This is a genomic window from Nocardiopsis listeri (genome assembly GCF_020741345.1).
Classification (GTDB): Bacteria; Actinomycetota; Actinomycetes; order Streptosporangiales; family Streptosporangiaceae; genus Nocardiopsis; species Nocardiopsis listeri_A.
Window position 1 is genome coordinate 1 of the sequence record NZ_DYZD01000146.1, and the last position, 11,791, is coordinate 11,791.

At 68.4% G+C, this 11,791-nt stretch carries 14 protein-coding genes, 1 tRNA gene and 1 pseudogene; 9 read left to right on the forward strand and 7 right to left on the reverse strand.

The features are described from left to right. The 5 genes and pseudogenes from K8V84_RS08435 to K8V84_RS08455 form a co-directional block, all read right to left on the reverse strand. Nucleotides 1-343: pseudogene (locus K8V84_RS08435) on the reverse strand (hypothetical protein); the annotation flags it as partial. Between the two features lie 133 nt (nt 344-476). Further along, nucleotides 477-773, reverse strand: coding sequence for a hypothetical protein (locus K8V84_RS08440; protein ID WP_304072651.1), 297 nt, complete (start codon nt 771-773; stop codon nt 477-479). Between the two features lie 12 nt (nt 774-785). Beyond that, on the reverse strand, nt 786-1,034 hold the full coding sequence (locus tag K8V84_RS08445; protein WP_304072654.1) for a hypothetical protein: 249 nt from the start codon (nt 1,032-1,034) through the stop codon (nt 786-788). Nucleotides 1,035-1,090: 56 nt separating this feature from the next. Further along, nucleotides 1,091-1,336, reverse strand: coding sequence for a hypothetical protein (locus tag K8V84_RS08450; RefSeq protein ID WP_017578673.1), 246 nt, complete (start codon nt 1,334-1,336; stop codon nt 1,091-1,093). A gap of 550 nt (nt 1,337-1,886) precedes the next feature. After that, a tRNA-Tyr gene (locus tag K8V84_RS08455) sits at nt 1,887-1,968 on the reverse strand. A 213-nt stretch (nt 1,969-2,181) separates the two neighbouring features. On the opposite strand from K8V84_RS08455, the gene K8V84_RS08460 reads away from it, so the two are divergent. Next, the gene (locus tag K8V84_RS08460; protein WP_304072660.1) at nt 2,182-2,679 is read left to right on the forward strand and encodes a YajQ family cyclic di-GMP-binding protein; all 498 of its coding nucleotides are present in this window, start codon (nt 2,182-2,184) and stop codon (nt 2,677-2,679) included. Between the two features lie 51 nt (nt 2,680-2,730). Here the strand turns inward: K8V84_RS08460 and K8V84_RS08465 are convergent, their stop codons facing one another. Continuing rightward, on the reverse strand, nt 2,731-3,591 hold the full coding sequence (locus tag K8V84_RS08465) for a M48 family metalloprotease (protein ID WP_304072663.1): 861 nt from the start codon (nt 3,589-3,591) through the stop codon (nt 2,731-2,733). Nucleotides 3,592-4,091: 500 nt separating this feature from the next. Between K8V84_RS08465 and K8V84_RS08470 the strand changes: the two genes are divergently transcribed. From K8V84_RS08470 to K8V84_RS08495, 6 genes are all read left to right on the forward strand, one after another. Further along, the gene (locus K8V84_RS08470; protein WP_304072665.1) at nt 4,092-5,942 is read left to right on the forward strand and encodes a 2-oxoacid:acceptor oxidoreductase subunit alpha; all 1,851 of its coding nucleotides are present in this window, start codon (nt 4,092-4,094) and stop codon (nt 5,940-5,942) included. Next, entirely contained in the window at nt 5,935-7,014 is a 1,080-nt protein-coding gene (locus K8V84_RS08475) for a 2-oxoacid:ferredoxin oxidoreductase subunit beta (protein WP_304072668.1), read from the forward strand. The genes K8V84_RS08470 and K8V84_RS08475 overlap by 8 nt, the downstream gene beginning before the upstream one ends. Nucleotides 7,015-7,137: 123 nt before the next feature. Continuing rightward, entirely contained in the window at nt 7,138-7,800 is a 663-nt protein-coding gene (locus tag K8V84_RS08480; RefSeq protein ID WP_304072671.1) for an NAD(P)H-binding protein, read from the forward strand. A gap of 172 nt (nt 7,801-7,972) precedes the next feature. Further along, complete coding sequence (locus K8V84_RS08485; protein ID WP_304072673.1) at nt 7,973-8,512, forward strand: hypothetical protein; 540 nt, start codon at nt 7,973-7,975, stop codon at nt 8,510-8,512. Nucleotides 8,513-8,854: 342 nt separating this feature from the next. After that, nucleotides 8,855-9,067 carry a hypothetical protein gene (locus tag K8V84_RS08490; RefSeq protein WP_304072675.1) on the forward strand — a complete coding sequence of 71 codons (213 nt, stop codon included), beginning with the start codon at nt 8,855-8,857 and terminating at the stop codon, nt 9,065-9,067. Nucleotides 9,068-9,147: 80 nt separating this feature from the next. Then, entirely contained in the window at nt 9,148-9,363 is a 216-nt protein-coding gene (locus K8V84_RS08495) for a hypothetical protein (RefSeq protein ID WP_304072678.1), read from the forward strand. Nucleotides 9,364-9,459: 96 nt separating this feature from the next. Here the strand turns inward: K8V84_RS08495 and K8V84_RS08500 are convergent, their stop codons facing one another. Further along, on the reverse strand, nt 9,460-9,999 hold the full coding sequence (locus tag K8V84_RS08500; RefSeq protein WP_304072684.1) for a GNAT family N-acetyltransferase: 540 nt from the start codon (nt 9,997-9,999) through the stop codon (nt 9,460-9,462). A 183-nt stretch (nt 10,000-10,182) separates the two neighbouring features. On the opposite strand from K8V84_RS08500, the gene sigJ reads away from it, so the two are divergent. Together sigJ and K8V84_RS08510 are read left to right on the forward strand one after the other, a co-directional pair. Beyond that, the gene (gene sigJ / locus K8V84_RS08505; RefSeq protein ID WP_304072680.1) at nt 10,183-11,091 is read left to right on the forward strand and encodes an RNA polymerase sigma factor SigJ; all 909 of its coding nucleotides are present in this window, start codon (nt 10,183-10,185) and stop codon (nt 11,089-11,091) included. A 4-nt stretch (nt 11,092-11,095) separates the two neighbouring features. Beyond that, nucleotides 11,096-11,791 (forward strand): NAD(P)-binding protein (locus K8V84_RS08510; RefSeq protein ID WP_304072682.1); only part of this gene is annotated, 696 nt, incomplete at its 3' end.

Here is an 11,791-nt window from a genome sequence, read left to right on the forward strand (position 1 = left end):
GACAGTTCTGGTCCATGCACCAGGTGCCCAGGACCTCGCCCTCTCCGCGGGCCTGGTCCTCACCCCACTCGTCCCACTCCATGTCGGTGAAGGTGGTGAACTCGGTGGCCACGTACTCCGTGGGGCGCTGCTCGTCGAAGCCCTCCTCGTCACCGTGGAAGTTGAGGACCTGGACGTCCCCCTCGGTCGCCGCGCCGCCGTCGTCGCGGTCGTCGCGGTCGTCGCGGTCGTCGTCACCGTTGTCGTCCGTGGACGGAACGTCGTCCCGGTCCGGCTCGTCCTGGTCGCCACAGGCGGAAAGCGCCAGTGCCAGGACCGCGCCGATCAGTAGTGCACGCTTCATATCGCCTCCTGGGTCCGAAGGCTCCATCATCCCGGTGTGAACGCGAAAGGCCCCCCGGCACACGCCGGGGGGCCTTCGAACAGCTCTGTTCCGTCACCGGGACCGGATCGGCCCCGTCGGACTCGGTCCACTACTAGTAGTAGCCGTAGCCCTCGTCGCCCTTGTCACCCTCGTCGCCACGGTCGTGGTCGATGTTGGTGCCGACGGGGCCGTTGACGCAGTCACCGGCGGTCTGCGGCGACAGGATCGGCACGTTGGCGCCGACCAGGCCGACCGCCAGCTCGGTGTTGCACAGCTGAACCGGAACCAGCTGCAGGTTCTGGTTGAACTGCTGGTCGCCACCGTGCGAGGCGAAGGCCGGCGTGGTCGCGAGCATCGCACCCATGGCGATACCGGCGATGGCGGTGGCGGCGGTGAACTTGCGCAGCATCTGAAGATCCTCCTACTGGATGTTCGTGCTGACGGGGCCGTTGATGCAGTCACCGGTGGTCTGCGGCGACAGGATCGGCGCGTTGACACCGGCGAGGAGCCCGACGGCCAGCTCGGTGTTGCAGAGCTGGACCGGGACGGCCTGCAGGTTCTGGTTGTACTGCTGGTCGCCACCGTGCGAGGCGGACGCCGGCGTGGCGGCCAGGACGGCGGAGAAAGCGGCACCAGCGACGAGGCCGGCAACGCCGAGCTTACGCAGCATTGAATTACCTTTCGAAAAAGTTTGAGATAGCGTTTCGGTCGAACCGATTGCCGGGATCAGCTGATGTTGGTGCCGACGGGGCCGTTCACGCAGTCGCCCGTGGTCTGCGGCGACAGGATCGGCACGGTGACGGCGACCAGACCGACGCTGCCGGTCAGGTTGCAGGACTGAACCGGAACCAGCTGCAGGTTCTGGTTGAACTGCTGGTCACCACCGTGCGAGGCGTGCGCGGGAGCTCCCATGAGGAGCGCGCCCATCGCGGCACCGGCGACCAGGCCAGCAGCGGTCAGCTTCTTGATCATGTTTCCCCCGAGAAATCATGCGAGGCATTGACAGAAAAAGACGCAGGCGCTTCTTGCACCTGTGTCGCGGTGGACTGTGGCAATCATTATCCGGCCCCACTTTTTTGTCAACGCCGAAACCCGGAAGTCATTTTGTCCATATTGCCGGATCAATTCTTTTCGCCGGGCAACTCAAATACGACAATGCGCTGATTTATCAGCCCGTCCGAGCCACGCACCCGCCCCGCAAAGATTACTCAGAGTGATCATCCTGTAGCTCTGGCGTGACATCTTCGCGACCGCCCGAATCCCCTGAGCACCACGCCACCCGTGGTGAACACGCCCCGGAAGTACGACACCCCGGCCTCCATGCCACCGACACCTGGCCTGCCGGCTCCCGGCGGCCATCGCGGAACCGGACGGTGAGCACACCGCAGTACGCCCAGGAGCCGATGCGGCCGCGTCACCCACCGAGTGGCCGCAGCCCCGCGAGGAGGGCCTGCAAGGAACCGGGAACGCGAAAGGCCCCGGTGATCAGCGTTTCCGCTGTTCACCGGGGCCTTCCCCAGGGTGGCAGGTGAAGGATTCGAACCTTCGAAGGCTAAGCCGACGGATTTACAGTCCGCTCCCATTGGCCGCTCGGGCAACCTGCCTGGGCTGCGGCGACGCGTGCGTCGCTGCGCATGAATGACAATAGCGGATGATCGGCCCGAACCTGAAATCGGATCCTCGGGCGCGCCCCCACCAGGTGCTTCGGGTGTGCCGAGCGGGGCGCGGCTAAGCTCTGAAGCCGGTCCGCACCGGGCCGAGCAGACGTGCACGGGCACCGCCCGTGACCCACGAGATCTAACGGGGTGTGAGAGTACGTGGCCGCCGAATCCAGTTTCGACGTGGTGTCCAAGCTCGACCGTCAGGAGGTCGACAACGCCCTGAACCAGACGGGCAAGGAGCTGTCCCAGCGGTTCGACTTCAAGGGCACCGGGACCACCATCGCCTGGCAGGGTGAGAACGGCATCGAGATCAAGAGCAGCGCCGAGGAGCGTGCCACCGCCGCCCTGGAGGTCTTCAAGGAGAAGCTGATCAAGCGCAAGATCTCCCTGAAGGTCCTGGACGCCGCCGAGGAGCCCAAGCCCTCCGGCAAGGAGTACCGCCTCCCGGTGAACCTCAAGGAGGGCATCACCACCGAGGACGCCAAGAAGATCTCCAAACTCATCCGTGATGAGGGCCCCAAGGGCGTCAAGGCGCAGATCCAGGGCGACGAGCTCCGGGTCAGCTCCAAGAAGAAGGACGACCTCCAGAACGTGATGACGCTCATCAAGGAGAAGGACTTCGACCTGGCCCTCCAGTTCGTCAACTACCGCTGACGCACCGACGATCGACGGCCTCCCGCCACCGGTGGGCGGCCGTCGTCGCGTTCAGCCCAGGTCCCACTTGCGGCGCAGCGCGCGCAGGCGTCGGATCCGCTCGGCGATCGGCGGGTGCGCCGAGAACAACCGGCCCACCGGACCGTGGAACGGGTTGGTCGTCATCAGGTGCGCCGTGGCCAACAGCACCCGCTCGCGTGGCAGTGGGTGGGCCCGGTTGCCGGACTCCAGCTTGCGCAGCGCGTCGGCGAGTCCCAGCGGGTCCCCGGTGAGTTCGGCGGCCTGTTCGTCGGCACGGAACTCCCGGGCCCGTCCCACTCCGCAGTAGACGACCGCTCCCGCGAGCGGCGCCAGCACGGCCAGCATCAGCCCTCCCAGCAGATTGGGCATGTCCGTCTCCTCGGACTCCCCCAACGGCAGCAGGAAGGTCACCAGGGTGAGCGCGGTGATGAGGGTGGTCAAGGTCGCCGCGACCGAGCTGAGCAGCGTGTCGTGCGAGCGGATGTGCGCCAGCTCGTGGGCGATCACCCCGCGCAGTTCACGTTCGTCGAGAACGCGCAGCAACCCGGTCGTGCAGCACAGGGACGCCCGGCGCGGGCTGCCCCCGGTGGCGAAGGCGTTGGGTGAGCGCACCGGCGCCAGGTACAGCTTCGGCATCGGCTGCTTGGCGGCCGTGGCGAGCTCCCGAACGATCCGGTACAGCTCTGGGCGCTCGATCTCGCTGACCGGTCGGGCCCGCATCGCCCGCAGCGCCAGGGACTCCCCGAACAGGTAGACGAGGATCCCCGCGCACAGCACCAGGGCGATCGCGATCTGGACGCCCTTCTGAGCGCCGCAGAACCAGCCGACCACGACGATGAGCGCCGAGGCCCCGGCGAACAGGCCGACCGCGCGGACCGCGTTGACGTGCACGCGCCCTCCCTTCCGGTGTTCGCCGGTGTCCGGCTTTTGATGCGTACATGGTGACAAACGTGCGGGTCGGCGTCTCGCGTTCCCCATGTGACCGGTCGGTGTTGCGACCCGCGCCGCCGGCGGCGCGGTCGCGGGGCGAAGCGCCACGTGTGACAATCACCACCCGTCCGGCCTCTGCCCGGTATCGACGACCTATAGTGCGAACGTGGCCCTCGTCACTCCGCACGCCGAGGGGGCGGGAGAACCCCGTCCTTACGGTGGGTGGTGGGCCGTGCCGTTGAAGGTCGGCAGCCACGCGCGATCCGGCCGCGGTACCCGCACCGAACACGCCGCACACGTCGCACCGGGTTGGCGCACCCGGCGCGCGTGAGGGCCACGACAGCAGTCCCCGCCCCCGACCCTGGCATCCGGCCCGCGACGGTGCGGTCCGGCCGGGGGTGGAACACCCGAGCGCCGCCGCCTCCACGACCGGCGGCTCACCGAGGAGGTCGTCGATCTCAGTGGCCAAACAGATCGAACAGCTCGACCGCGTCATCATCCGCTTCGCCGGCGACTCCGGCGACGGCATGCAGTTGACCGGTGACCGATTCACCCAGGAGACCGCGTCGTTCGGCAACGACCTGTCGACCCTGCCGAACTTCCCGGCGGAGATCCGCGCCCCCGCCGGCACCCTTCCCGGTGTCTCCAGTTTCCAGTTGCACTTCGCCGACCACGACATCGTGACCCCCGGGGACGCCCCCGACGTGTTGGTGGCGATGAACCCGGCCGCGCTCAAGGCCAACCTCGGTGACGTGCCGAAGGGTGCCACGATCATCGTCAACACCGACGAGTTCACCAAGCGCAGCCTGGCCAAGGTCGGCTACGTCTCCGACCCGCTCACCGACGGGACCCTCGACGCGTTCAAGGTGAGCGCGGTGGGGTTGACCTCGATGACGGTGGCGGCCCTGGCCGATTCCGACATCTCCAAGAAGGACGCCCAGCGCGCGAAGAACATGTTCGCCCTGGGTCTGCTGTCCTGGATGTACAACCGCCCGACGGAGGGGACGACCTCCTTCCTGAGGTCGAAGTTCGCGAGCAAGCCCGACATCCTCGACGCCAACCTCAAGGCCTTCCGGGCGGGGTGGAACTTCGGGGAGACCACCGAGGACTTCGCGGTCTCGTACGAGATCAAACCGGCCCGGCTGCCCTCGGGCACCTACCGGAACATCACCGGGAACCTGGCCACGGCCTACGGGCTCATCGCCGGGTCCAAGCGTTCCGGGCTCCCCCTGTTCCTGGGCTCCTACCCGATCACCCCGGCCTCGGACATCCTGCACGAACTGTCCAGGCACAAGCGGTTCGGGGTGCGGACCTTCCAGGCCGAGGACGAGATCGCGGGGGTGGGCGCCGCCCTGGGCGCCTCGTTCGGTGGTTCGCTGGGCGTGACCACCACCTCCGGCCCCGGCATGGTGCTCAAGCAGGAGACCGTGGGTCTGGCCGTGATGACGGAACTCCCCCTGATCATCGTGGACGTGCAGCGGGCCGGCCCGAGCACCGGCATGCCCACCAAGACCGAGCAGACCGACCTGTTGATGGCCATGTACGGGCGCAATGGCGAGTCACCCGTCCCGGTGGTGGCGCCATCCTCCCCCGCAGACTGCTTCGACGCGGCGATCGAGGCCACCCGGTTGGCGGTGAAGTACCGCACGCCGGTGGTGGTGCTCTCCGACGGCTACCTCGCCAACGGCTCCGAGCCGTGGCGGCTGCCGGAGGTGGAGGACCTGCCGGTCATCGAACCGGACCTGGCCACCGAACCGAACGGTCCCGACGGCGTCTACCTGCCCTACCTGCGCGACGAGGACACGCTGGCACGCCCGTGGGCGGTGCCGGGCACGGCCGGGTTGGAGCACCGCATCGGCGGCATCGAGAAGCACGCCCAGAGCGGTGACATCTCCTACACCCCCGGCAACCACGACCTCATGGTCCGCACCCGGCAGGCGAAGATCGACGCCATCGCGCGGGACATCCCCGAACTGGAGGTGTCCGACCCCACCGGGGACGCGAAGGTGCTCGTGCTGGGCTGGGGCGGCACCTACGGGTCGATCACCGCCGGAGTGCGCCGGGTGCGGCGGGCGGGCGGCCGTGTGGCCCAGGCCCACCTGCGCCACCTCAACCCGTTCCCCAAGAACCTGGGCGAGGTGCTCACGCGCTACGAGCGCGTGGTGGTCCCCGAGATCAACCTGGGCCAGTTGGCGCTGCTGCTGCGCGGACGCTTCCTGGTCGACGTCATCGGCTACAACAAGGTCCGTGGTCTTCCCTTCAAGGCGGAGGAGCTCGCGGGTGTGCTGCAGGAGGTCATCGACCGTGACTGAGAATCGGAACGGAACCGGGCACGTTCACGACGAGGACGGCCTCGCCGGGCTGCGGCTGGTGCCCAAGACGGACGCCCAGTACAAGATGAAGGACTTCAAGTCCGACCAGGAGGTGCGCTGGTGCCCGGGCTGCGGCGACTACGCGATCCTGGCCGCGTTCCAGTCGTTCCTACCGCAGTTGGGGGTACCCCGGGAGAACATCGTGATGGTGTCCGGGATCGGCTGCTCCTCGCGGTTCCCGTACTACCTGAGCACGTACGGGGTGCATTCGATCCACGGGCGCGCGCCGGCGATCGCGACGGGGTTGGCGACGAGCCGGCCGGACCTGTCGGTGTGGGTGATCACCGGTGACGGCGACGGGCTGTCGATCGGCGGCAACCACCTCATCCACGCGCTGCGTCGCAACGTCAACATCAACATCCTCCTGTTCAACAACCGCATCTACGGGCTCACCAAGGGCCAGTACTCTCCCACCTCCGAGGCCGGGAAGATCACCAAGTCCTCGCCGGTGGGGTCGCTGGACCACCCGTTCAACCCGCTGTCGTTGGCACTGGGCGCGGAGGCGGGGTTCGTGGCGCGGACGGTGGACTCGGACCGCAAGCACCTGACGTCGGTGCTGCGGGCCGCCGCCGACCACCCCGGCGCGTCGTTCGTGGAGATCTACCAGAACTGCCCGATCTTCAACGACGACGCCTTCGAGCCGCTGAAGGACGCGTCCTCACGCGACCTGAGGCTGCTTCGGATGGAGCACGGTGAGCCGCTGCGGCTGGGGGCGGATCGCGGTGTGGTCGCGGGCGGGTTCGGCGGCCTGGAGGTCGCCGACGTGGCCGAGGTCGGTGAGGACCGGTTGATCCGCCACGACGCGCACCGGGAGGACCCGGGCTACGCGTTCGCGCTGTCCCGGCTGGACCGGCCGGCCTTCGAACACGTGCCGATCGGGGTGTTCCGGGACGTGCGCCGGCCCACCTACGACGATCTGTTGAACGAGCAGATCGAGGACGCGAGGTCCGAACGCGGCGACGGTGAGCTGGCCGCGTTGTTGGCCGGCGGCGACACCTGGACCGTGCACTAGCGGTTCGGTGGCCGGTCGGGAGTCCGGTCGGCCCGGTATTCCCCCGGGCGACGTCGAGAAGTTCACAGGCGTCGCCCGGGGCGGTCCTCGGTCCACCGCGGGCCAAGGCAATACGCTGCCCCCATGCGTATCGTCATCGTCGGAGGACACGGGAAGATCGCGCTGCGACTGGCCAGGCAGTTGGCCGACCGCGGTGACACCCCTGTGGGCCTCATCCGCAACCCCGACCATTCCCAGGACATCGTCGACGCCGGTGCCGAGCCGGTCGTGATCGACCTGGAGCAGGCGACCGTGACCGAGCTGACCGAGAAGATCATGGGCGCCGACGCCGTGGTGTTCGCGGCCGGGGCCGGACCGGGCAGCGGCGCGGCCCGCAAGGAGACCGTCGACCACAAGGCGGCGGTGCTGACCGCCGACGCGGCCGCCCTCGCCGGGGTGCGCCGTCTCGTCCAGGTGTCGGCGATCAACGTGGACAAGCCGGTTCCGGAGGACGCCGGTGAGGTCTGGAAGGCGTACGTGGCGGCGAAGAAGGCCGCCGACGACGACCTGCGTCAGCGCGACCTCGACCTGGACTGGACGATCCTGCGTCCCGGAGGTCTGACCGACGAGGCCGCAACCGGTCGGGTGGACCTGGGCGAGGAGGTCGAGCGCGACACGGTCACCCGTGACGACGTCGCCGCCGTGATCGTCGCACTTTTGGACGAACCAGGGACCGTCGGCCGGGTTCTCAACCTGGTGAACGGTGAGACGCCCGTCGTCGAAGCCGTCCGCGCCGCCACTGGCTGACCCTTGACCGCATATCACGAGGGCGGGGGTCCGTTCGGTCTCTGTGGCCAGATGCACCCATAGAAGGCATGATGGTTTCGGAGCCCGGCGGAATCCCGCCACGGTGGACGCGGACGACCGGGAACGCCCCGACGGGTGAAGCAGCTCCGCAGAGCAGATGGGTACGGTTTTCATGAGCGTCACACAGGTCGTCAGGGACAGCACGGTCGTCGAACACGCCAAGGTCGCCGCGCAGCAGAAGCGCCGGATGTTCATCATCCAGCTGGAGGTCAACGCCTACGACGAGGCTTCGAGCAAGCTGCGTCCGGGGCTGACCCGCATCCTGGAGGGGATCGAGGAGGCCGGCTGGCGTCTGGACCTGATCACCCCGAGTGAGAACGGGGAGTCCCAGGCCGCCCGTCTGTTCATCTTCCGCCCCGACACCGAGGCGCAGAAGGCGAAGGAGTCGGCGCAGGCCGAGGCCCAGCAGCCGCAACAGCCCCAGCAGCCGCAGGACGGGACGGGGCAGCAGGCCGCCTACCCGCAGCACCCCACGGGCGCGCAGCAGCCGGACCCGTACGCGGGTTACGGCCAGGGTTACGGTCAGCAGCCGCAGCAGTACCCGGGCTACGACCAGCAGCAGTACCCCGGATACGGGCAGCAGCAGCCGGGGTACGGGCAACAGCCCGGCTACGGCCAGCAGTACCCGGGTTACGGCCAGCAGGGCTGGTAGTCCCAACAGGTCTTCGGGCCCGTACGGCGGATACGCCGTACGGGCTTTTTTGTGCATTCGATGCACTTCGAACCCCGCATCACGTCCGACATGCCCCCGATGAGCGGACAGCGATGGATTCCGATGCATTCGCCAGAAGCCTGTTCTAGTCGTGCTTTCGGTTGTGTAACGCGTCGGGGATCCAGGCGGTGATATGTCGGTCATACCGCCCGAGAAGCCGAGGAAACTCTGGGGAAACTCTGGAATCTTCGCGGAAACTACTTCAGGCATGCGCCTGGCTACGCTAAGTTAATTACGGCGGCAGCAGCCAACCCGTTTTAGTACTTCCGAAAGGTGACTCGCATGTCCCGTATTGCCAAGGTTTCCGGCTTCGTCCTGGCCACCGGCCTCGCCTTCGGCGCCTTCACCGGCACCGCCGCGGCCGACAACAACGCCAACGTTCAGAACGTCACCATCCCGATCTGCCTGGACGTCCTGAAGGCCTCCGGCGTCAGCGCCAGCGGCTGCAACGTCGTCGACTGGGACGCCACCTCGGGCATCGCGGTCAGCGACTGATCACCCGGTAGTCATCCGGGTCGGCTCCATCCGGCCACCGTCACCACCTGCACACAGCGAACCGCAAAGGAACACTCAGCATGAAGCGCATCACCGCCGTCTCCGGTCTCATCCTCGCCACCGGCCTCGCTCTGGGCGCCATGTCCGGCACCGCCGCGGCCGACAACAACGCCGACATCCAGAACATCACGGTTCCCGTCTGCGCCGACGTCATCAGCTTCGCCGGCTTCAGCTCCGAGGGCTGCAACGTCATCGACACCGACTTCAACTCCGGCATCTCCGTCATGGACGACTAGTAGTCGGCACTCCTCCGGTGACGGCGCGGGGCACGGCGAATCCATCGCCGTACCCCGCGTTCCGTTCGGTCGCTCCCCCGCTCGCACCGGGCCCCTTCAGCCCTTGCAGGGGCCTTCGGGGGTCCAGGTGTCCGGGTCGGTCACCAGGCGCGCGTGCGAGGCGGTGTCGTAGCGGGAGGTGCCGTACCGCAGCTTGGCCCGCTCGATCCCCTCCGGCAGCAGCCCCGCACGGCTCAACGCCAGGCACGAACCCGGGTTGTCGAGTCGGTGCCCCGCCTCCACCCGGAACAGGTCCAGTTCGTCGAAGGCGAACCGCGAGGCCAGTCGCGCCCCGGCCGTCGCGACACCGCGTCCCTGTTCGGCCGGGTGCGTCCAAAAGGACAACCAGCCCAGCTCATGTCTTCGGCTGCCGACCGAGATCTGCACATGTCCCAGCGCCTTGTCCTGGCCGTCCACCACGGCGAACCCGTGGACGTCTCGATCCCGGGCCTGTTCGGTCCGGTGCGCGATCCACTCTCGGGCCTGGTCCGGGGTGCGGGGAAGGTCACCGGGCTCCTGCCGGACCAGGTCCTCCCAGGCGAAGGCCTCCAGCAGCCGGTCGACGTCCCCTCGGTTCCACTCACGCAGTCGGTACAACGACACTCCCTCTCCTCGACTCCGCCGATCGCGCCAACCTAGAAGCACCCCTCCTCCCGGGCAAGTGGTTTGCCGTTCCTCGGGGGTCACCGTTCGATCTCTCTCCGCGACATGGGGGTCGTTTCGGCGGATATCGGCCGAGGACGTGTCACGGACCGCGCACGGTGGTACGTCTTCCCTGTCATGACGACGACAGAGGTCTTCGAGGAGCACCGCTCCCTGTTGAACGGGGTCGCCTACCGGGTCCTGGGCAGCGCCAACGACGCCGAGGACGTGGTCCAGGAGGCCTGGCTGCGCTGGTCCGGGGTCGACCCGGCCGAGATCGACGATCCGCGCGCCTACCTGGTCACCGTGGTCTCCCGTGTGGCCATCGACCGGCTGCGCCGGGCCGCTTCCCGGCGTGAGTCCTACGTGGGCGAATGGCTTCCCGAACCGGTCAGCGACCTGCCCGACGGCGCCGAACGGGCCGAACTCGCCGACTCGGTGGAGTTCGCCCTGATGGTGGTGTTGGAGACGCTGAGCCCGTTGGAACGCGCCGTGTTCGTCCTGCACGAGGCCTTCCAGCTTCCCTACTCCCAGATCGCGCAGGTCATCGGGCGCGGCGAGGCCGCCACCCGACAGCTGGCCAAACGCGCCCGCGACCACGTGCGGGATCGCAGGCCCCGGTTCGAGGCCGACAGGGCCGAACGACGGCGGATCACCGAACGCTTCCTCCGGGCCTGCTTGGAGGGGGACCTGGACGGGCTCAAGGGCCTGCTCGCCGACGACGCCACCCTGGTGAGCGACAGCGGCGGCAAGGCCAGGGCCCCCCTGCGGGTGCTGCGCAGCGCGCACAAGGTGGGTCGCTTCCTCGTGGCCGTCACCGAGGAACGCAACGTCACCCGGTTCCTCGCCTCGGTCGGGGTCGAGGGCATGGACGACCTGGACATACGGGTCACCGAGGTCAACGGCGGTCCGGGGGTGCTGGTGTCGGCCGCCGGAGACGCGGTGATCATGATCTCCCTGGACGTCTTCGAGGAGCGGGTCCAGCACGTGTACCTGTTGGTCAACCCCGACAAGCTGTCACGTTTGAGCGCGGTCGACCCGTCCTAGGGACATGGAACTCAACGTTGTGGGCGGTGGCCTCGCCGGACTGACCGCGGCCATCGCCGGCGCCGAGAGGGGCGCCACGGTCACCCTGTACGAATCCCATGCCACGCTCGGCGGACGGGCCCGCTCCACCGAGCCCCCGTACGTGGCCAACGACGGTCCCCACGTCCTGTACTCGGACGGTGCGCCCTACGTCTGGCTGGAGCGGCGCGGCCTGGTCCCGCCGTCCAAGGCCCTGCCGATCAGGGCGGCGCTCGGAACCCGGTGGCGGTACCGGGACCGGATCGGCGGCCCTCCGTCCGTGGTGCTCCGGGCCGCGGCCCGTCGGCGCCTACGCGCCCCGCACGACGTGGACTTCGGCACCTGGGGCACCGAACATCTGGGCGCGGAGTCGGCACGAGCCGTCGGCAACATGATGGGGGTCGTGCTCTTCCACGCCGAGCCCGCCCGCCTGTCGGCCGCCTTCGTCTGGGACCGGTTCCAACGTGTCACCACCCCGGGATGGCCCGCGCCGCGGTACCTGATCGGGGGGTGGGGGGCCTGGGTGGAACACCTGTCCGCGCGTGCCCGGGAAATGGGCGTGCGGATCGAGACCCGGAGTCGGGTGGACTCCCTTCCGCAGGGCCCGACCGTCGTGGCCACGTCCTTGAACGCGGCACGCACCCTGTTGGGGGACGACACGCTGCGTTGGGAGAGCGGACAC